This window comes from Marinomonas sp. TW1 (assembly GCF_001625355.1).
Classification (GTDB): domain Bacteria; phylum Pseudomonadota; class Gammaproteobacteria; order Pseudomonadales; family Marinomonadaceae; genus Marinomonas.
The window spans coordinates 22219-44273 of record NZ_JSEE01000011.1; the positions used below are offsets into that span (position 1 = coordinate 22219).

20 protein-coding genes are annotated in these 22055 nt (G+C 44.3%); 10 read left to right on the forward strand and 10 right to left on the reverse strand.

Annotated elements, in window-relative coordinates:
• Positions 1–4 precede the first annotated feature (4 nt).
• The 7 genes from OA79_RS11185 (at position 5) to OA79_RS11215 (ending at position 6723) form a co-directional block, all read left to right on the forward strand.
• Entirely contained in the window at positions 5–937 is a 933-nt protein-coding gene (locus tag OA79_RS11185; RefSeq protein WP_063333330.1) for an ABC transporter permease, read from the forward strand.
• Between the two features lie 66 nt (positions 938–1003).
• Positions 1004–2071 (forward strand): BMP family ABC transporter substrate-binding protein, encoded by a 1068-nt coding sequence (locus OA79_RS11190; protein WP_063333331.1) that lies wholly within the window; start codon positions 1004–1006, stop codon positions 2069–2071.
• Between the two features lie 149 nt (positions 2072–2220).
• Positions 2221–3240 carry an adenosine deaminase gene (locus OA79_RS11195; RefSeq protein ID WP_063333332.1) on the forward strand — a complete coding sequence of 340 codons (1020 nt, stop codon included), beginning with the start codon at positions 2221–2223 and terminating at the stop codon, positions 3238–3240.
• Between the two features lie 100 nt (positions 3241–3340).
• Positions 3341–3709, forward strand: a complete 369-nt coding sequence (locus OA79_RS11200) for a DUF2750 domain-containing protein (RefSeq protein ID WP_063333333.1) — start codon at positions 3341–3343, stop codon at positions 3707–3709.
• Positions 3710–3737: 28 nt separating this feature from the next.
• The gene (locus OA79_RS11205) at positions 3738–4235 is read left to right on the forward strand and encodes a DUF2946 domain-containing protein (protein ID WP_063333334.1); all 498 of its coding nucleotides are present in this window, start codon (positions 3738–3740) and stop codon (positions 4233–4235) included.
• A 61-nt stretch (positions 4236–4296) separates the two neighbouring features.
• Positions 4297–5670, forward strand: coding sequence for a PepSY-associated TM helix domain-containing protein (locus OA79_RS11210; protein WP_063333335.1), 1374 nt, complete (start codon positions 4297–4299; stop codon positions 5668–5670).
• A gap of 111 nt (positions 5671–5781) precedes the next feature.
• Entirely contained in the window at positions 5782–6723 is a 942-nt protein-coding gene (locus OA79_RS11215; protein WP_063333336.1) for a class I SAM-dependent methyltransferase, read from the forward strand.
• Positions 6724–6725: 2 nt separating this feature from the next.
• Here OA79_RS11215 and OA79_RS11220 read toward each other — a convergent pair whose 3' ends face one another.
• Positions 6726–7112, reverse strand: coding sequence for a LysR substrate-binding domain-containing protein (locus tag OA79_RS11220; protein ID WP_331709326.1), 387 nt, complete (start codon positions 7110–7112; stop codon positions 6726–6728).
• A gap of 234 nt (positions 7113–7346) precedes the next feature.
• On the opposite strand from OA79_RS11220, the gene OA79_RS11225 reads away from it, so the two are divergent.
• Complete coding sequence (locus OA79_RS11225; RefSeq protein WP_063333337.1) at positions 7347–8861, forward strand: alanine/glycine:cation symporter family protein; 1515 nt, start codon at positions 7347–7349, stop codon at positions 8859–8861.
• A 144-nt stretch (positions 8862–9005) separates the two neighbouring features.
• Here OA79_RS11225 and OA79_RS18230 read toward each other — a convergent pair whose 3' ends face one another.
• The 4 genes from OA79_RS18230 to OA79_RS11240 form a co-directional block, all read right to left on the reverse strand.
• Positions 9006–9170, reverse strand: a complete 165-nt coding sequence (locus OA79_RS18230) for a hypothetical protein (RefSeq protein ID WP_156486258.1) — start codon at positions 9168–9170, stop codon at positions 9006–9008.
• Positions 9171–9181: 11 nt separating this feature from the next.
• Positions 9182–10768, reverse strand: coding sequence for an L-lactate permease (locus tag OA79_RS11230; protein ID WP_063333338.1), 1587 nt, complete (start codon positions 10766–10768; stop codon positions 9182–9184).
• A 144-nt stretch (positions 10769–10912) separates the two neighbouring features.
• Entirely contained in the window at positions 10913–11989 is a 1077-nt protein-coding gene (locus OA79_RS11235; RefSeq protein ID WP_063333339.1) for a GGDEF domain-containing protein, read from the reverse strand.
• Between the two features lie 79 nt (positions 11990–12068).
• On the reverse strand, positions 12069–13025 hold the full coding sequence (locus OA79_RS11240) for a GGDEF domain-containing protein (protein WP_063333340.1): 957 nt from the start codon (positions 13023–13025) through the stop codon (positions 12069–12071).
• 171 nt (positions 13026–13196) lie between these two features.
• On the opposite strand from OA79_RS11240, the gene OA79_RS11245 reads away from it, so the two are divergent.
• The gene (locus OA79_RS11245) at positions 13197–13568 is read left to right on the forward strand and encodes a glutathione S-transferase N-terminal domain-containing protein (RefSeq protein ID WP_063333341.1); all 372 of its coding nucleotides are present in this window, start codon (positions 13197–13199) and stop codon (positions 13566–13568) included.
• Between the two features lie 17 nt (positions 13569–13585).
• Here OA79_RS11245 and OA79_RS11250 read toward each other — a convergent pair whose 3' ends face one another.
• Positions 13586–14962, reverse strand: a complete 1377-nt coding sequence (locus OA79_RS11250; RefSeq protein ID WP_063333342.1) for an MATE family efflux transporter — start codon at positions 14960–14962, stop codon at positions 13586–13588.
• Positions 14963–15161: 199 nt separating this feature from the next.
• Between OA79_RS11250 and xylA the strand changes: the two genes are divergently transcribed.
• Positions 15162–16481: a xylose isomerase gene (gene xylA, locus OA79_RS11255; protein WP_063333343.1), complete on the forward strand. Its 1320-nt coding sequence runs from the start codon at positions 15162–15164 to the stop codon at positions 16479–16481.
• Between the two features lie 94 nt (positions 16482–16575).
• On the opposite strand, the gene OA79_RS11260 is transcribed toward xylA, so the two are convergent.
• The 4 genes from OA79_RS11260 to OA79_RS11275 all read right to left on the reverse strand — a co-directional run bounded on the left by OA79_RS11260 (position 16576) and on the right by OA79_RS11275 (position 22014).
• Entirely contained in the window at positions 16576–17760 is a 1185-nt protein-coding gene (locus OA79_RS11260) for a XylR family transcriptional regulator (RefSeq protein WP_063333344.1), read from the reverse strand.
• 110 nt (positions 17761–17870) lie between these two features.
• On the reverse strand, positions 17871–19322 hold the full coding sequence (xylB, locus tag OA79_RS11265) for a xylulokinase (protein WP_063333345.1): 1452 nt from the start codon (positions 19320–19322) through the stop codon (positions 17871–17873).
• 42 nt (positions 19323–19364) lie between these two features.
• Positions 19365–20492 carry a sugar ABC transporter permease gene (locus OA79_RS11270; protein WP_063333346.1) on the reverse strand — a complete coding sequence of 376 codons (1128 nt, stop codon included), beginning with the start codon at positions 20490–20492 and terminating at the stop codon, positions 19365–19367.
• A complete protein-coding gene (locus tag OA79_RS11275) occupies positions 20485–22014 on the reverse strand; it encodes a xylose ABC transporter ATP-binding protein (RefSeq protein WP_063333347.1) in 1530 nt (509 codons plus the stop codon). Before OA79_RS11275 ends, OA79_RS11270 begins: the two co-directional genes overlap by 8 nt.
• Between the last annotated feature and the right edge of the window lie 41 nt (positions 22015–22055).

Consider the following 22055-nt stretch of genomic DNA (forward strand, 5'->3'; position numbering starts at 1 on the left):
CATTGTGGACGCAGATCTAATCACTCAAATTTTGTTCGCCGCCATTAAAACAGGCACCCCATTATTATTTATTGCTTTAGGAGAAGTCATTTGTGAAAAATCCGGCATCCTAAACTTGGGACAAGAAGGCATGATGCTAATGGGCGCTGTGGTCGGATTCTTAGCCGCCTATACGACTGGAAGTATGGGGCTTGGTGTTCTCGCAGCAATGATAATGGGCTCCTTAATGAGTTTAATCTTTGCCGTTCTGGTCCTTCAGCTCGGTGCCAATCAAGTCGCCACTGGTTTAGCGTTAACCATATTCGGCACAGGTTTAAGTGCCTTTGTTGGTTCGGGTGTGGTGGGACAAACCATTCAAGGCTTTGCACCAATTGACATTCCTTTGCTGTCCGAGATCCCATATCTCGGTGAGATTTTATTCAAGCATGACATTCTAGTCTATCTGTCATTTGCTATCACCATTGCCCTCTATTTTGTGGTCAACAAAACCCGTATTGGTCTAACACTAAAAGCCGTCGGAGAAAATCCCAATGCCGCGAATGCCATTGGCATTAAAGTCCTACAAGTTCGTTACTTAGCCATCATGTTTGGTGGTGCTATGGCAGGTATTGCCGGCGCTTACATGTCACTTGTTTACACTCCTATGTGGGTAGAAAACATGACCTCTGGTCGCGGTTGGATCGCCCTGGCTTTAGTGGTATTCGCTTCTTGGCGCATTGGTCGAATCATGCTCGGAGCATATTTATTCGGATTGGCCAGCATTATGCATTTAGTTTTACAAGGATTGGGCTGGTCTATATCGCCGAACCTATTGGCCATGTTGCCTTACGTGGCCACCGTCATTGTTATGGTGATCATCAGTGCTGACCACTTTAAAGAAAAACTGCTTGCACCTCGGTCTCTAGGGAAACCATTTGACCCTAGAAACATGGCGTAAGCTCATAATTAACCACTTCAACTACGAAGAGCAATAAGCCCTTAGGGCACACAATAGGAGCACAACATGAAAATGAAATCGTTACTGCTTAGCTTGGGACTTCTGGCGGGAGCCAGTGCCGTTCAAGCCGAAGACCCATTAAAAGTCGGCTTTGTATACGTTGGCCCAGTCGGAGATCTAGGCTGGAGTTATGAACATGATCTGGGCCGTATCGGTCTTGAAGAGCACTTTGGTGACAAGGTCGAAACGACCTATGTTGAAAACGTACCGGAAGGGGCAGATGCAGAGCGTGTGATTACGCAATTGGCAAAAGCAGGGAATGATTTGATCTTCACGACCTCTTTTGGCTTCATGAACCCTACCGTGAAAGTGGCTAAGCGTTTTCCAAAAGTCACCTTCGAACACGCCACTGGCTACAAACGTGCTCGTAACGTAGGTACGTATGTATTACGTACTTACGAAGGTCGATATGTCTCTGGTGTGGCCGCTGGTATGATGACAAAAACCAACACGATTGGTTACATTGCTTCCTTCCCGATTCCAGAAGTAATTCGTGATATTGATACGGTTTACATGGCAGCGAAAAAGGTCAATCCTGACGTTAAAATTAAAATCGTTTGGGTGAATTCTTGGTACGATCCAGGTAAAGAAACCGATGCGGCCAATGCCCTAATGGACCAAGGTGTCGATATTTTGATTCAACATACTGACAGCCCAGCCCCACAAATTGCCGCAGAAAAACGCGGTATGCGATCCATTGGCCAAGCGTCAAACATGAGTAAATTCGCACCTGAAGCGCATATGTTCTCAGTTCGAGATAACTGGACACCTTATTATGTTGGCGTTGCTGAAGCGGTAATGAACAACACTTGGAAGCCTAGCGATTATTGGGGCGGTTTCAAGGAAGACATGCTAACGATTGAATCCATCAATCCAAACTTACCTGCGGACGTTAAAGCTAAAATTAAAGAAACCTATGCCGCAATCAAATCAGGTGAACTGAAACCGTTTACCGGACCCATCAAAGATAATAAAGGTAATATTGTTGTACCTGAAGGCCACTCACTTACTGACGAAGAGCTTGCTCAAGTGAATTGGTATGTGGAAGGTATTACAGACGAAATTCCTCGCTAAAATCCCTATACAGCCAGCCCTGCTGGCTGTATATTCCCCCTCTTTTTAAATTCATCATCTCACTACGCGACAGATGCCGCGTAAAGTGTTGCGTTATTCGTTATAGTTTATTGTATGAATCGCAACCACCAAGTTTGAAAGGTAATATCATGGATAATACAGCGTCATTGGTAGCTCTATCCCAAGCCATGCCCAAAACCGAATTACATCTTCATATTGAAGGTACCTTTGAGCCTGAGCAGATGTTTGCCATTGCTCAACGCAACCAAATTGCTCTCAAATATGACACGGTTGACGCGCTTAAAGAGGCCTACCAATTTACCAACTTACAAGACTTTTTGGACCTGTACTATCAAGGTATGTCCGTACTTCTTCAGGAAGCCGATTTCTACGACCTGACGATGGCGTATTTGGAAAAAGTGCACAGTGAAAATGTGGTACATGTCGAAATATTCTTTGACCCACAAGGTCATACAGAGCGAGGCATTCCGTTTGAGGTTCAAATTACGGGGATTCGTCGTGCCCTTGAGGATGCGAGAAAACAATGGGGCATGACCTACCAACTCATCATGTCTTTCTTACGTCACTTAAGTGAAGACAGTGCTTTTCAAACCCTTGAAGAAGCCAAGCCTTTCCTAAATTGGATTGACGGCGTTGGTTTAGACAGCTCGGAAGTGGGACACCCGCCAGAAAAGTTCGCCAATGTTTTTACTGCATGCCGAGATTTAGGGCTAAAGATTACCGCTCACGCAGGTGAAGAAGGGCCACCAGAGTATGTATGGCAGGCCTTGGATTTGATCAAAGTACAGCGAATTGATCATGGTAATCGCGCCCTTGAGGACGATGATCTAGTCGCTGAAATTGCCAAGCAAAAACTGACTTTGACAGTTTGTCCATTGTCTAACCTCAAACTTTGTGTGGTGGATGACATGGCAGAACATCCGATACGCACCATGTTAAAACTGGGTCTAAAAGCCACCGTTAATTCAGACGACCCCGCCTACTTTGGAGGCTACATGAATGACAACTACCGAGTACTGATTGAGCGGACACAGATTAGCAAACAAGAGCTTTATCAATTGGCTCGTAATGGCATCGAAGGCAGTTGGATGCCCTCCGACGATCAGCAAAAGCATTTGCAGAAAATCGACACCCTTTTTAATCCATAAACCGTGATTCGATTCAGTCGCCATGGAAGGCGAAAACTTTTATCAAGCCCAAAGCAATGTGCTATGATCGCCGACAATTTTACATATCAGGTTGTATTTCATGTCTGACACACAATTCGACGACACTTTTTTCCGTTTAACCAGCAACGATCGTTATAGCAAGATGGTCGAAAGAATCCACCAAGGACATTCTATTTGGACCTTGGCGGACGAACAGGGTTGTTTGGTGATTCCCCTTAACGCAGACCAAGTGCTTCCAGTTTGGCCAGACGAAGCCATGGCTTTACATTGGGCCGCAAAAGACTACCCTGATTTTAAAGGATTAGAAATCTCGGCTGTAGACTGGTTAGAAAAGTGGCTACCAGGTATGACTGAAGATAAGTATTCCGTTGGTGCGGCACCCAATATGGCTGGAGAATGCATTGTTTCTTCTGCTGAAGAGCATGGCCACGACATAAAAACGGCCTAGCGGTTTACCTTTCTATCATCAAGAAAGCATGCTGACTGTCTTCACGCCCCGACTCTCCATCCACAAAGCCAAAACACACGTTGGTGTTTTTTTGGCTTTGTTTTGCGTGTTTTTAATCTATTTCGGTCCACTCTACTCTCAATTAGCCAAAACACTGCAAGACAGCGTGAGCACACCAATGGCTGCAGAGCACTCGCATTCGGCCCAGCAACATCATGGCTCTACACACCACGCAACAGATCATCCACTTCCCCACTCTCCTCAACCAGCCAGTTCAAATACCATGGGGCATCATGGGCATCATACCCAAATTGAAGGCAGCACTAACCTACTAGAGGCATGTGGATACTGCTCTCTGCTCTTTCATTTAAGTTGGCTAGATGCACGAAGCTTTACCATTGTCCCATTAGATAAAGAAACGTATCCCAGTATTATTTATGCGACCTTGGTCCGTAAATACCTAGCCATATTCACCCCTCTTAACCCTCGAGCACCACCACAACATTCTCGTTTTACCATCCGTTAAAAAAACAATAGTGAACATGATGTTCAGGGGCACATTTGTGCCAAGTAAACTGAGAGAAACTATGTCTAGTCAAATAAAAAACGAAGCCTCATCCAATGCGTTGTTGCTTCTGATCACACGCCTGCATTTTTATGTCGGCTTGTTTGTTGGTCCATTTATCTTTATCGCGGCCTTAACCGGCACTTTATACATACTATCACCACAGATTGAGCACGCTGTCTATAAAGACGCGTTAACCACTCAAAGTCGTGGTGATTATCAACCGTTAGCCAATCAAATTGCGGCCGCTCGGTCTCATCTAAACCGTGACTTAACCTTGTTCGCTGTGCGTCCAGCGCCAGAAGTCGGGGATAACACACGTGTTATGTTTTTAGACTCAACAGCTCGTTTAACGGGGGCAAGGGCATTATTTATTGATCCTGTCACACTCGATTTGAAAGGTAACTTACCTGTTTATGGCACCAGTGGCGTACTGCCAATTCGCACCACCATTGACTTTTTTCATCGTCAGTTATTACTTGGTGAAGTGGGGCGTTATTACAGTGAGCTAGCGGCCTCTTGGTTATGGATTGCGGCACTCGGTGGTCTATTCTTATGGTACAAAGGTGGCAAAAAAAATCGTGCGGAAGTCGCCGAAAAAACAAAACACTTACGTCAACGCCGTCGTCATTATCAACTTGGCTTATGGATCTTTGTGGGACTCATTTTTGTCTCTGTAACAGGTTTGACTTGGTCAAAATGGGCCGGTAGCAATATCGGTAGTTTAAGGGCGTCCATAGGTTGGGTTACGCCATCCGTTGATCTTAGTCTGTCATCACAGCAGACCACTCAACAAAACGATGAACACGCCGACCATGCTCATCACGACTCTTCGCAAATGGCAGCACCAAACGCCGCGACTCATCATTCTGATTTGCTGTTTGATGGGGTTCTAAAAACGGCTCGTGAGGCTGGCATTGATGCGAACAAAATCGAAATCAAACCCGACCGAACAGGCCAAAAAGCTTGGTTTGTTCGTGAAATTGACCGCTCTTGGCCAACGCAAGTAGACAGCGTAGCAGTAGACACTAGTACCATGACAGTAACCAGTCGTGCCGACTTCGACACCTTCCCTCTGGTCGCTAAGTTAATCCGCTGGGGCATCGATGCCCATATGGGAGTCTTGTTTGGTATTCCCAATCAAATTTTGTTAACCCTGTTTGGATTGTCTGTTTGTGTAATGATCGTTTGGGGTTACAAAATGTGGTGGATTCGACGTCCTAGTGCAGGTTCGACGTCCAAACCCTTACTACAAGCATGGAGCAAGCTGACAAACGTTCAAAAAGTCATTACGTTTGGCGTAGCACTTGCTCTTGGCTTGAGTATGCCGGTTATGGGGGTAAGTTTGATTCTCTTCTTACTCATTGATGCTTGGCGCTGGAAAAAAACCGCTTAAGAGTCATTGACCGAGCCAATCGGCTCGGTCTTCTTATTCTCATCAATTCATGATGGTAAAGAATTCCCCAATCAGTACAATACGCCCTTCTAAAAGTAAAAAACGGCTACCATGACCCCAGCTATTCTCAACACCTTAACCCAGCATATTGTGACTCAATTACCGCAAACGCCAAACCAAGTGAGAAGGCTCTTCCATGGGCGGGGGCGATGCTTTGAAGGCTTAGAACAAATTACCGTCGATTTTATGGCTGGGCAATTGTTTGTCAGCCTATTTAAGGAAATGACTTCGACAGATGAGCAATGTCTTATCGCAGAACTTACCTCTTGGACGCAGCATGAGGTATGGCCAAGCAGTAATGTCAAAGCCATTCTTATGCAATATCGCTATCTGCCCAATCATCCAACCCAAGCAATCTGGGGAGAAGGAGAAAAGGACCTTATTGTCGATGAAGAGGGTTTAACATTTCAACTCAGCTTGGGAAGAAACCAAAACGTAGGATTATTTCTGGACATGCGTTATGGCCGTCGCTGGGTCACCGAAAACAGCCAGAACAAACGTGTCTTAAATCTGTTTGCATACACTTGTGGGTTTTCCGTCGCCGCCATGAAAGGACAGGCAGATCTGGTGATCAACTTGGACATGGCTAAAGGTGCTCTCAGCCGAGGTCGAGACAATCATCGTTTAAATGACCATGATCTAAATAAAGTGAATTTTTTTGCTCATGATATTTTTAAATCTTGGGGGAAGATCAAAAAATACGCGCCGTATGACCTCATCATTATTGATCCGCCTAGCTTCCAAAAAGGCAGCTTTGCTCTGACCACAGATTATCAGAAAATTTTACGCCGACTACCAGACTTACTGAATGAAAAAGGTCAGGTTTTGGCCTGCATCAATGACCCAAACTTACCCGCTCAATTCTTAATCGATAGCATGCAAACTGAAGCCCCTGAATTAGACTTTCAGTACCGTCTAGAGAACCCTCCAGAGTTTCCCGACATTGATGTAGAAAGTGGACTAAAAGCGCTCATCTTCAGTAAAAACACTTAAAACTAAAGCGTTTCTTTAGCCACGACAGACCAGCGTTCTAGCAGGATATTGATAAACAAATCCGCGGCAGGAGAAAGCGATGTTGAACTACGCTTTACTAGGCCAATCGATCGGTCAATTTGTTGACCTTTCAAAGGTCGCGACGTTAAAACCGAGGCGCTACCCAAGGGCATTGCCAGTTTCGGCACAATGGAAATACCTAACCCCATCTCCACCAAACCAAGGGAAGTGGACAAATGTTGCACTTCATAAAAGCTGTTTAAATTGACTTGATCACGGGCTAAGGATTTATCTAATAAAATTCGATTACCACTAGCCCGCCCAACACTGATTAACTTATAAGGCGCAATGTCTTCCCTATCCTCACCTGCTGTCCCGATAGCCTTTATGGTGTCGGGATTTTTTTATTAAGGGCATTTTTTGCCGATGTTAAATAGCCTAATGCTGGGAATCATGATAGATTTGCCCCACTAAGGTGCACACTTTTTTCTTAATGTTAAGTTGCTTACTTATGGATTTTAGTGCGCATTCTCAGTACGAAGAAAACAGGCCACAAGCTTTGTTTCTTCACAAGGAATATAACAATTAAAAAAGCTCACAGAGCTTATACTCGAGGATTCACTATGCAAGCATTCATTGATTTCCTGAACGGGATCATTTGGAGCCCTGCCTTAATTTATCTCTGTCTTGGTGCAGGTCTTTTCTACTCAATTCTGACGCGTTTTGCACAAGTTCGTCATTTCAAAGAAATGTGGACTTTGTTGTTCAACGGCAATCCGTCTGACAAAGGCATTTCGTCTTTCCAAGCATTGGCTGTATCACTGTCTGGTCGCGTTGGTACTGGTAATATTGCCGGTGTTGCTGCCGCCATCGGTTTCGGTGGTCCTGGTGCGGTATTCTGGATGTGGGTTGTGGCCTTCTTGGGCGCTAGCACGGCTTACGCCGAGTCGACATTAGGTCAGATCTACAAAGTGAGTGAAAACGGTCAGTACCGTGGTGGCCCTGCTTACTATTTTGAGCGCTGCCTAGGCTGGAAATGGTTGGGCGTGTTGTTTGCCCTATCTTCTATTATCGCTTGTGGTATTTTCTTACCAGGCATTCAAGCCAACTCAGTAGGTAATGCCGTTACTCAAGTATTTGGCGAAGGCACTATGGTCACCAGTTCTTTTGGTGAAGTAGGTTTAACGAAACTGGTTGCTCTTGCGGTTATTCTCGTTGTTTTGGCTTTCATCATTTTTGGTGGTATCAAGCGTATCGCTAACTTCACGCAGGTGATTGTGCCTTTCATGGCGTTTGGTTACATCATCATGGCGTTGATCATCGTTTTCTTAAACCTTGATAAAGTGCCTGGTATTTTTGGTCTGATCATCTCTGATGCCTTTACCGCTCAAGCGGGTTTCGGTGCGGCCATTGGTTGGGGGGTAAAACGTGGTGTTTACTCTAACGAAGCTGGCCAAGGTACTGGTCCACATGCCGCGGCAGCAGCAGAAGTACAACACCCAGCACAACAAGGTTTAGTACAAGCCTTCTCGGTTTACATTGATACTCTGTTTATTTGTACCGCAACCGCGTTGATGATCTTGATCACGCAGCAGTACAACGTACAAGGTTCATTGGCAGAAGGTCAATTCATCGTACAAAACGTTGATCCTTCAACCATCATTGCCTCTCCAGCCTTTACTCAAATGGCACTAGCCAGTGTATTTGGACATACTGGATCCGCCTTTGTTGGAATCGCTTTGTTCTTCTTCGCTTTCACAACCATTCTCGCGTATTACTACATTGCCGAAACCAACGTCGCTTACTTGCGTCGTGCATTAAAGATTAATATTCCACTAACCTTAGTGAAACTACTAATCATGTTCATGGTCGCGTACGGTACGGTAAACACTGCAGGTTACATTTGGAACCTAGGTGACGTGGGTGTTGGCTTGATGGCTTGGTTAAACATCGTGGGGATTCTATTAATCTTCTTCATGGCGAAACCGACCATGAAAGCATTGAGAGATTACGAACAACAGAAAGCGAATGGCGTTAAAGACTATACTTTTGACCCTAAGTCCCTTGGTATTAAAGGGGCAGACTTCTGGGAAAAACGTTTCGAAAAGCAACAGGCAAAAAACGAAGCGGATAAGTAATATCTTCCAATACCTGTCATGCTGAATAACAGTGACAAACAACAAGGCCAGTCATACGACTGGCCTTTTTTTATCACAGCGTCCATCACATATCAGGTTATCGAGGGCGATATAATTTCGCCTGCTCCAACAAATACTCGCCTTTCAATTCCATTTTAACCTCATCAACCAAGGAGAGTAACCTTCACCCACCAGATACAAAGGAAACGCTTTTTGAGTCACAAACTCCCTGCGAAAACGACGTCCTTGATTGTGGTTAAAATTCGGGAAGCCTTCTTTCAACGTTTCGAATACAAAAACCTTTGCCACTCTTATCCTCCCTAAAGCAGCCACAGGAATCCATACGAGTACAAAGCAGCGACCAAAGCATAAGCCAACATAGGCCGCAGAGTACGCGTAATGATGACCCCCTCTTTATTACTGAGGCCAACAATAGTAGAGACAGCAATGATGTTATTAATACAGATCATATTCCCCATCGACGCACCCGCGGATTGCAAGGCTAAAATCAACTCTACTGGCAAGCCGACCGATTGTGCAATGTCCAATTGAATGCCACCAAAAGTAAGGTTGGAAACCGTCGCAGAGCCTGAAAAAAAGGAACCCAGCGCCCCCAACAATGCCGCCGTATAAGCCCAACTTTCGCCTAATATTTGGGAAAATCCTTGAGCAATTAAAAACATAGGGGATGATGTCTCTCCTTGCATCATCAAATTCACCATCACCAACGCCCCAATCAAGGACACACAAGGCCGTCGCAATCGGCTTCCGGTATCGTTTATTGCTAACTTGACTTGCTGCAACGACATACGAAATAACGGAACACAAACGAATACCACCAAGGCAAAAGGAATAAGAGCGGGCACATATAAACTTTTATATTGCCAACTGATGTCTGTTCCTAAAATATGATGTAGTCCTAACACCAGAGATCGACTTACTTCAAACTCACCTATATACGATGTCCATTGCCCTATTGGCACCGTAGAGTTTAACCACTGTTTTAAACCCACACTGGGAAGCCGTGTCAGCAACAAAATCGCAATTAACAACATAAATGGCGATAAGGCTTTCATTATCTCTCTTGAATCCAATACTTTTTCGCCGCTCTGATTTGTTGTGGATGCATCTAAACCCACACCACGAGTCGCTAAGATGACACTCAAAATAACGCCCACGGCACCACCAACCAAGGCTGGAAATTCGAGATTCCACTGCGCCACCAAAACATAAGGGACAGTACAGGATAGAATGCTTAATAAAATAAACACCAAGTTAGAGCGAATTTGCTGCCAAGAAACCACAAAACGCAAAGCCATTATTGGAATCACAAAGGCCGCTAGCGTATTTAGTAAGGCCGTGTGTTGAGCCACCTTATTCAAACTTTCAGCGGTTAAGGACAAGCCCGATAAACCAAACCAAATTGGCGTACCAACGGCTCCAAAGGACACGGGAATGGAATTCATCGTTAACGTCAGGACGGCTACGGGCATGATAGGAAAGCCCAAACCAATTAATATAGGCGCCGCAATCGCAGCTGGTGTACCAAAACCAGACGCGCCTTCGATCATAAAAGCAAACGCCCAACCTATGATCATTAGTTGCGCCACTTTATTACGACTCACGCTTTTCAGCCAACGACTCAACACCGCTTCAGCCCCCGAATAAAACAACACTCGGTTCAGTAAAATAGCGCCTGCGACGATGGATATAGGCGTCAGAACAGACAATATGCCCGCCACACTATTTGCTAGCATCAGACGTACATCTGCTTCAAAATAACCATATTGAATCACTGCAACCAATAATGCTGTAGCGGGTAAAGCGATGTGAGACGGAACCGGATGACGCTTGGTCATCCCCCAAATCAGTAGCAATATTGGCAAAGCAGACAAGAGAATTGACATAACAAGGTGATTTCCCTTTCGCAAATCCAGACAACCACCAGAGTTGCTCAAACCACCTTTTATGGCAAGTTAATTTGAAGAGCAATAGCCTTTCGCGGGCATTGAATTGATTTAGCAGGTAAGCCTGTTCATTAAGTCTTGAGCTTAGACTTTAATACAGTCACGCCCAGCTCTTTTAGCATCATACATAAGATCATCAGCTCGTTTCAGTAATGCTTGGTTTTCTTCTTGCGTCTGTATTTGAGCCACACCCGCGCTAAAGGTGGTGACACCATTTTCAAGCTGAGTCTCTTTAAACTCATTTGCTATATGGATTAAACAATCAAATGTCATTTGTAAATTCAGCGGCAGCAAAAGCACAAACTCCTCTCCTCCAAGACGAATAGCTTGTCCATGCTGCTGTTTAGCGAGGTCATACAAAACCTTAGCAAAGGCACACAATACCTCATCACCGTAATTATGCCCCCATTGGTCATTGATCGATTTAAAGTGGTCAAGATCAATTAACGCCAAGCAAAAGGTTCTTCCTTCTGCACGCCAACGATCTAAACATGGCTCTAAGGCACGACGATTACTTAACCCCGTTAGCGGATCTTGTTCAGACAATAATTGCAGTTTCGCACTCAAGTTGGTGGCTTTATCTCTTTCAAGCTTAAAACGACGAGAGTAATTTTCCATCATCAACATTAAAAAAAAGCCCGTTACAACAAAGCTGATGGTCAGGTCAAGCTGAAGTAAATCAACTGTCTCGTGATTAAAAATCAGGTCTGGATAGCGCCGTTCAAGCATCAATAAAGGAATCGGCATTAAAATCGCCAAGGCTTGCCCCAATCGCCTATAAATGCCTAAATCTCGAAAGGCAACGGAAATATAGATGAGCACACCTAAGTTTAAAAAGTAAGTCGGACCACTGTATCCGCCATTACCGATCCAATTAATCGGCAAGGATACTAGGGTCACTAGTAGCATAAAGAGCACCGCCATGCTCTTGAAATAGTTATGCCAGCGGGATAAATACCAGATAAAAAGAATAATAGGCACTAGCGCAAGCTGAACCAACACATTAGCCAAGCTAGCAAGATGTAACGCATAATTTGCCACAGCGCAATATAGGTAAACGAGAGAACCAATGAGTAAGACGGCATGATGTGTGTATTGATACGGTTTTTCACGATGGCCTAAAAGCCATTCTAAAACTCGTTGTTTCAACCCATTTTTCACTGGCAATTCCCTCTAGCCTTAAAAATAGGTTAAATAATCTAAACCATAAGAAATTTAAGTGAACGCTTTTTTTGTAATTTTATATTACAGACAGCTGACTCACTTCAGAGTTTGGAGATTGGGATAACACCTCAACGCGATTGCGGCCGTTTTTCTTCGCCGTATAAAGTAAAGTATCTGCTTTATTTAATAGATCCACCGCGCTTGTTTTATTGGTTGGCCAGGCTTCAGCGAGACCAATGCTCGCCGTCATAAATGACGCAATGGGAGAACCGTCATTAGGAATTTTCAAATGATGGATTTGTTCAAAAAATTCCTCACAGACTTGTCTGGCCATCACGGCATCAAGGTTACCTAGAATTAAAGCAAACTCTTCACCGCCGTAACGGGCACACCACCGTCGTGGAGTGTCTGAAAGCTTTTGAAGCAATTGAGCCACTTGCTTTAAACACTCATCTCCCGTTATATGCCCATAACGGTCATTGAGTTGCTTAAAATGATCTAGATCTATGACGGCAAGGCAAATTGGTTGTTGTAATGTCGAACACAACTCCCATTCTTGCTGTAAAAATTCATCAAAGGCTCGACGATTGTATATGTCTGTTAGACCATCCAAACGAGCCAATTTTTCTACCGCCAGTTCGGCTAATTTTCGCTCCGTTACATCCTGATGAGTAATCACATAATAATTGTCTTTATCAAACTCAAATGGCGAAACATGCATAATAAACCAGCGATGTTCTTCATCACTATGACAAGGGTATTCTAATGAATAGCTTGCCGTCTGGCCTGAAATCACTTGACGTATACCAGCACCGGCTTGACAACCAAATTCATCCCCCGTCAGTGATGCTTGATCACAAATATTTAGATAGTTAATGGCTGTCCATTTGTCATTGCTTAGACATTGATTCTGATCCCCATAATTGGACCAACTTTGATTCACAAAACAGATAACACCGCTGACATCTATAACAGCAATATGTTCTTCAATCGAATTTAACACCAAGCGCATAAACTCAGCGGACTTTTCCATATTCTAACTCTATCTTTTTTAAGGCATTTTATTTAGTTAATTTGAGATTAGTACAGCATTTCGTTAAGCGCCAATAAAAACAATGGTAGGAACCAAATGCATCTAGGACTACAATGATCGCGCTTTCGTTAATACGATTAATCCACCTTAACCATAGATTTGCTTCTTTATATGACATTATTAATCAAATGTATCCGCAACTTGCTTGGCGGCCTTATCGCCCTGATTGACCTTGTTACCCGCGGACGTAAATTGAAACGCTCACCAGAACAACAAGCCAAGGTAAACGAAGAAACACAACATTTGGCGTTGTATCAATTCTTTGCTTGCCCTTTTTGTATTAAGACTCGTCGTGCTATCTACAAGTTTAACCTTCCTATTGAAAAGCGCAGTGCATCAGAAGGATCGCCACATCGTGAAGATTTATTAGTTGGTGGTGGCCGTGTCAAAGTGCCCTGTTTGCGCATTGAAGAAAATGGCAACGTTGAATGGTTATATGAATCCTCTGACATTATTCAATACTTGGAAAAACGTTTTTCATAAACGCTTTTGGGCAGGGTTCATGGTGGAGCCCTGTTTTCTCCCTGTCGATTCTTTTCAACCTCCGATGACACAAGTAAAGTAAGCTCACGCTTCAAATGCTTTCTAAATGCATACACCTTCAAACACTCCTCTAGCAGAATGGAACCAAATACTGCCCACAAAGGACCTTGGAAAAACAAGACGATAATAAGATAAGGAATGCCAATCACCCATTGAGTGACGAAATGGATTTGCAATACCTTAACGCTCTGTCCCAACGCTCTTAAAGAATGACCACACAAACCGTTGTAGCTTCTGACTAATGGAATCAAGACATAAATCGGTGCAATCACGGCTAATGCTTGCTGAGTTTGCTCGTCTAATCTTGGATAAATCATGGGCAACCATTCGCCAAAGGCGACAAACACCAAACACAATGCCACGCCAAGCAGCAAAATAATGCGTACCGACTGCTCGATAAAATCAGCGATTAAGTGTGATTGCTGGCGACCTCTGAACTGACTGATGTTAATGGCGGTCGCTAATGCCCAAGACGTGACGAATTGAGCACCCATTTGCATCCAAGGCATCACCAAAGTGATGGCGGCAAAAGCATAGACATCCAGCTGAGCAAATAGCATTTGGTGCAACATTACCCCTGAAGCCAGCGTAACGAAATTGGCCGCTATGGGGAAAATCTCACGCAAATGCGCGATGACGTGAGCGACATTCAAGGCTTTTATCGACACCATGATCGACACATTTTCTTGTCGCCTTAGCTGCCATGCTAAATAACCAAAACGGATAGTCACCGCCACCAAACTGCCAATTGCAGCGCCTCTCAGACCCAATTCGGGAAAACCTAAATAACCATAAATCAAGGTCAGGCTGACCAAGAGATTAATCGGTATTTCAATCAAGTAGCCATACAGAGGCAAGCGAGTCTGACCTGAACCATTAAAAAAGGCGATCATGACTTGTGCAAAGGAAGAAACCAGCAACATAAAAGCGCTGATCTGCAGATAACGAGAGGCTTGTATCGCCACGAAAGGATCATCAACCAACCAATTTAACAGCCCTTCTAAACTGAACAATAGAACAGAACTGGTTATCAATGTGAAACCACCATTGATCAGCCAACCAATTACCAAGCTGCTAGACATAGCGTGACGATCATTTGCCCCTACCGCTCTGGCCAGTATCAGTTGAGTACCATTGGCTAAGGCGTATTGCGTTCCAACGAAAAACGCTAAAATGGCCGACGCTAAACCTAACGCAGCGACAGACACTTCCCCCAAATTGGCAATTAACATCAAATCCACCAGCACCATGGATTGGACTAAAATGGCGTTCAGCGCTAACGGCCAAGCAACGGAAACATTTTTAATAAGATTATCTTTGGATACGGCGTTCAAAGGAGTCTCAACAAATCATCTAGTGAACAAAATCATACCACAAAAAGAAACGTCGTTTTAATTATTAAATCTTACTCAAAATCCCCCCCTTCCATAAAATCTATAATGGAACCAAGAAATTTCGTAATTGCAGCTAAGTCGCTAAAAAACCAAGATGCCTAAGGACGTTAACAAAAATAACAAGCTTTAGGAGTTCAAGATGAACGAGTTTTTTCCGACCATTCAACCAATACAGTTCGAAGGTCCTGAATCGACCAATCCCTTCGCCTTTAAACATTACCAAGCCGATAAGTTAATCATGGGCAAAACCATGGCAGAACATCTCAGAATGGCAGCATGTTATTGGCACAATTTCTGTTGGCAAGGCAGTGATGTCTTTGGAGCTGGTACGTTTCAGCGCCCTTGGTTTAATGCCGACACTGAAATGCAGGCAGCCAAACTCAAAGCCGATGCCGCCTTTGAATTCTTTTCCAAACTGGGCATTTCATATTACAGTTTCCACGACATCGACATCGCACCAGAAGGCAAGAATATTCGCGAATACATTAACAACTTTGCTGAAATGGTCGATGTGTTAGAGGCTAAGCAAGCAAGCACAGGCATAAAATTATTGTGGGGCACCGCGAACGCGTTTTCTAATCCAAGATTCATGTCCGGCGCGGCTTCCAATCCAAATCCTGAAATATTCTCCTATGCCGCTACTCAAGTGTGTCATGCCATGCAAGCCACACATCGACTAAAAGGCGAAAACTATGTCCTATGGGGTGGACGAGAAGGTTATGAAACCTTACTGAATACAGATTTAAAACGCGAACGAAACCAGTTAGGTCGTTTTATGCAAATGGTGGTCGAGCATAAACACGCCATTGGTTTTCAAGGAGCCTTGTTAATCGAACCAAAACCGGCTGAGCCAACCAAACATCAATACGATTATGACACGGCGACCGTTTTCGGCTTCTTAAAAGAGTTTGGCCTAGAAAATGAAATCAAGGTAAATATTGAAGCCAACCACGCCACCCTAGCTGGCCACAGTTTTCACCATGAAATCGCCACGGCTTGTTCATTGGGTATTTTAGGTTCCATTGATGCCAATCAGGGTGACCCTCAACTAGGCTGGGATACCGATCAATTTCCAACCAGTGTCGAAGAATACACGCTCGCGACCTATGAAATTCTTAAATCGGGTGGCTTCCAAACGGGCGGCTATATGTTTGATACCAAACTGCGTCGTCAATCTATTGATCTGGAAGACTTATTTCATGGTCATATTGGCGCAATGGACACACTTGCTCTGTCCTTAGAAAAAGCCGCCGCCATGCTTGAAGAACAAACACTTAGTAACCTAGTGGAAAAACGCTATGAGAAATGGCAGGACACATTGGGACAAAATATTCTGAACGGTAACATGACATTAAGTCAAATTGCCGAGTACGTTGAGATAAACAACCTTAACCCTAGTCCAGAATCAGGTCGTCAAGAAATGCTAGAAAATTTGGTCAACTCATACATTCGTCGCTAAATAGCAAAGACAAGACAACAGAAACCTAAGTCAAAATAAAAGCGCCATGTGCGCTTTTATTTTGTTACCTTTAAATTCCAAAAAAACGATGGCTTTAAGCATCTTCTTTTAATAAGCGACTGGAAACCCGATACTCGCCTGGCGTCATGCCTAGATTTTTGCGTGACACAGTATACATATACTGCACCGATGGATAACCACACGTACGTGCTATTTCATCAAACGGTAAGTTCGTTGAAATGATCAGTTCGCAGGCCCGCGAAAATTTTGTCATGTGCAATTGCTCATGCATGGAACAGCCCATTTCATCAATGAAACGCGCTTCTAAGTTGGTTCTCGAAATGCCGATATAATCGACCACTTGTGCGACTTTCACACCACGGCAGGCATTATGACGGATAAAATGCATGGCTTGAATTACATGAGGGTCTTTTAACGCTCGATAGTCAGATGACTGACGCTCTTGCACTCCGATGGGATCCACCAATACCAAGCTTTTGTCCAATTGGTAACCGAGTAACAGGCGATGCAAGATTTTAGCGGCTTCATAGCCCATTTGCTTACAACCCTGTTCTACCGAAGACAAGGCCGTACGATTCAAGTAACGCGCCATATTTTCATTATCGATACCAATAATAGCAACCTGCTCAGGCACCATAATATTCAAGTGATCGCAGACTTGTAAAAGATGACGAGCACGTGAATCGGTTACTGCCACAATGCCAACTGGTTTAGGCAAATCCGACAGCCAATTTTCTAACCCCTGCTGTGCCGTTTCCCAAATTTGAGTGGAGGTTAAATAACCTTCATAGACATGGGGTCGATAACCATCGGAACTGACTTGATCAATAAAGGCATTTTGTCGTTCACTTGACCAACGGTGATATTTATTCGCTGGCACGCCATAAAAACCAAATTCGGTTAAACCTTTACGCTTTAAATGTTGATAGGCACTTTTTACTAAAGCGGCATTGTCTGTCGCCACATAAGGCAGTTGAGGATAATCATCACGCCGTTGGTAAGAACCACCAACGGCCACGGTGGGTATTTGAGTCCCCTTTAAAATCTCTTCTACTTCAGGGTTATCAAAATCGGCAATGATGCCATCGCCTTTCCAGTGCTTGAGCCCGTCCAAGCGACTGCGAAAATCATCTTCAAAATACACATCCCAATCACATTGGGCCGCTTGTAAGTACTCGCCTATGCCTTCGATAACCTGTCGGTCATAGACCTTATTGGCATTAAATACCAAATTTAAACGATAACGCTTTTCAAACATTTGAAGCATTCCTTATTTTATTTTTATTATTTGCTACAAAAGCATACTTGGTATTGGCGTTTCTTGCTCAAGAAATACAAAATTTGACGGTCAACCATAAGTACTGGGCATTATAGGTCCTTTACTCTGTGATACAGTGTTTGAAATTTCACTCTCTTTTGCTGGTAATATTCGGCATGTTCTGGATTAGGGTCAAAGCGTTTAATGGCGTTAGGCTTACAACAAATGTCGGATAATGTCTCTTCAGGCGAGACACCGATGGCAGCTAAACGAGCGGCACCAAGCGCGGGACCAACTTCCCCACCCTCCCGATAAACCAAAGATCGAGCAAAAACATCCGCCAACATTTGTAACCAGTATTCGCTTCGCGCGCCGCCTCCGATCACATCAATAGTCGAATCAATATTTTGTACAGATCGCACCGCATCCAGCCCATCTAGCAAAGCAAAAGAGACGCCTTCTAATACCGCTTGAACCAAATCCACCGCGCTTGTCTCATGCGTCATCCCCCAAAAAACACCTTTCGCATTCGCATCATTATGCGGTGTTCGTTCACCACTTAAATAAGGCAAAAAGAGTAAATTATCTGGACTTGAATGAGCCTGGCTCGATACCGCGGCTAAGGCCGAAGGCACATCCTTAAATTGCGCCAATTTAGCGACCCAATCCAAACAACTCGCGGCACTTAACATAACCGACATGCTGTGCCATGTATTTGGCACCGCATGACCAAAACTGTGCAGTGCCACCGCAGGATTTGCGACAAATCCATCACTGACTGAAAAAATAACGCCCGATGTCCCCAGCGATAACATGGTTTGTTGCGGCTGGATAATCCCCATCCCAATAGCGCCAGCGGCATTGTCACCGGCCCCCGCCACAACAGCCACGGTCGGAATAGACCAGCGTTCAGCCAACGTCTGTTTTAAATACCCGGTTACTTGAGTACCTTCAAACAAGGTTGGCATCTGTTCGGTAGTCAGACCACACGCCTCAAGTACAGACGAACTCCATTGCCTTTGCTCCATATCCAACCATAAAGTGCCTGAGGCATCTGACACATCGGTCGCGAAATCCCCCGTCATACGGTATCGAAGGTAATCTTTCGGTAATAAGACTTTGTCAATTTTGCGAAAAATATCCGCTTCATGTTGCTGCACCCAAACAAGTTTAGGGGCCGTAAACCCCGGCATGACTAAATTACCCGTGATCGCTTGGATATCTGGACAACGATGCTGCAAAGACAAACAGGCTTGCTGAGAACGGCCATCATTCCAGAGAATGGCGGGTCTTAGCACCTGCCCATGACAATCTAATAAGGTCGCCCCATGCATTTGGCCTGAAAAACTCAAGGCTTCCACTTTCGACAAATCCTGCTGCTGCCCCAGTTCAATCATGGCCTTATCTGTCGCTTGCCACCAATCTTCTGGGTCTTGCTCTGACCACAGAGCGTGTGGCCGAGAAACAGATAAGGGCACGGTACTGGTGGCCACAATTTGACCCATTTTATTCATGAGCACAGCTTTTATGCCCGAAGTCCCTAAATCAATGCCTATATACATGACGCAACCTTTATTTATTATCGTTTTCTATTATTCGCTTTATTATTGTTTCTTGGTTTTCACATCAAGCCAAACCGCCAATAACAGAATGGCACCTTTCACAATCAATTGCCAAAAAGTCGGCACATCCAACATGCTCATACCGTTATCCAAACTGGCCATAATTAACGCCCCCATGATGGCGCCTAAGACAGTACCAATACCACCCGCTAGACTGGTGCCGCCGATCACACAGGCGGCAATGGCGTCTAATTCCGCCATATTACCCGCCGCAGGCGAACCAGCACCTAGCCTTGACGTTAATATTAAGGCGGCCACAGCGACCATTACACCATTGAACCCGAACACCAGCATCTTAGTTTTTTCAACTTTTACGCCTGACATACGAGCCGCTTCAATATTGCCACCAATGGCATAGACACGCCGACCAAACGCCGTTCGTTTGGCAATGTAGGTCGCCACTAAAATCAGCACCCCCATAATAAATATGGGGGTAGGAATGCCTCGGTAATTTTCCAGTATTGCTAATAGAGACAATAAAGCCATTACCGCGATTAACGCTTTGCCATATTCAAACTTAGCAGCATGATTCACCACACCATGTTTTTGTCTAGCCTGACGGCGAGAAAATACCCGTGCGACTAATCCTAAACATAACAACGCAATCACACTCATACCCCAACCAGAAGGCAAATAACTCTGACCAATGATTGCCAACGAACTGGACGTTGGTGCCACCGTCACACCATCCGTTAAACCAACTAAAATACCGCGAAACGCGAGCATGCCTGCCAAGGTAACAATAAAAGAAGGCACTTTTTGATAGGCGATCCACCATCCATTAAATAAACCCAGCACTAAGCCTGCGAACATAGTAATCACAATGCTCAATATTAATGGAAAATGAAACCAGACATCGAGTATCGCAGCTATGCCGCCAAGCAGTCCCATCATAGAACCGACAGACAAATCGATTTCAGCACTGATGATGACGAATACCATGCCAATGGCCAAAATCCCAACAATGGCGGTCTGCCGAATCAAATTAGAAATATTTCGTGGCGAGATAAAGGCCCCTTCCGTTGCAATGGAAAAGAACACTAAAATCAGTAACAGTGCTGCGATCATGGCAAGTAATTGCAACTGACTCGCTTTTATTGTTTTAAACATTGGAAACACCTTCTTTAATCGCACAATTCATAATCATTTCTTGAGTTAACCCTTGGTGTTCAAATTGACCTTTTAAACGGCCTTCATGCATCACCAACACTCGATCACTAATACCAATCACCTCTGGCAATTCAGACGACACCATAATGATAGAAACACCGTCTTTAACCAGTGCATACATAAGCTTATAAATCTCATATTTGGCCCCCACATCGATCCCTCGAGTAGGCTCATCTAGGATCAAAATATTCGGGTGCGTTAATAAGCATTTGGCAATGATGGCTTTTTGTTGATTGCCACCACTTAGATGTTTAATGGCCAAATCGGCAGAGGCGGTTTTGACTTTTAATCGTTCAAGATAACGCTCAATGTCTTGATGCTCCTGCTGCTCATTGATCGCACCAAACCACGTTTGATATTTATCTAATATGGGTAACGTCATGTTTCGGCCCACTCCCATAATCGGCACAATACCATGCCGCTTACGGTCCTCAGGCACCATCGCTATACCGGCTTTTAAAGCCGCTTGCTGAGAGCGAATGACCTGCGATTGACCTGCCAATTCAATGTCTACTGAATACTCTCCTGGATACGAACCAAATAAACACTGCATCAACTCCGTCCGACCAGAGCCAATTAAGCCTGCAATGCCTAAAATCTCCCCCTTACGTAACTCAAAATTCACCCCATCCACTTGTGGTCGACTGGCACCAGATAGACGTGCGAAAGCCTTGTTAACCCTTAAAATAACCTCCCCTATTTCATGCTCTTCACGAGGAAACAGTTGGTCCATTTCACGACCTACCATCATGCTAATAATGTCATTTTGAGTTAACGCGGCAGCAGCACGGGTGGCGATATGATCACCATCTCGGATAACACATACCCAATCGGAGAGCGCCAGCACTTCATCCAATTTGTGTGAAATGTAGATACAAGCAATACCTTGTTCTTTTAGGCTGCGAACAATATCGAGAAGGATTTGAATTTCTTGGTTAGTAAGAGAAGACGTGGGTTCGTCCAAGATCAACATTTTAACGTCTTTATTCAATGCTTTCGCTATTTCAACGAGTTGCTGCTGACCAACACCCAGCTCACTTACCAAAGTATCTGGCGCAATGGAAAGATTGACGCGGGACAATAAGGCAAGAGTTTGTCGATACATGCTTTCTTCATTAATGCGCCAAGCATGGCCTAATTCATTCCCCAGAAAGATGTTTTCCATCACGGTCAACTCTTTTACCAGAGCCAGCTCCTGATGGATAATCACAATGCCTTGTGCTTCGGTATCTCGAATGCTCGTGGCCTTTATTTCTTGGCCAGCAAAAAATATTCGCCCTTCATAACTACCATAAGGCCAAACACCACTCAGCACTTTCATCAAGGTCGATTTACCTGATCCGTTTTCTCCACATAAAGAGAGCACTTCACCAGCATCAAGCCTGATGTCGACACCATTCAATGCACGTACACCGGAAAAACTCTTAACAATGCCGCGCATATCCAAAAGTTTTTGCTTCATTTTAAACACCTTATGAAAAGCAAATGGCGCTTTACAGCGCC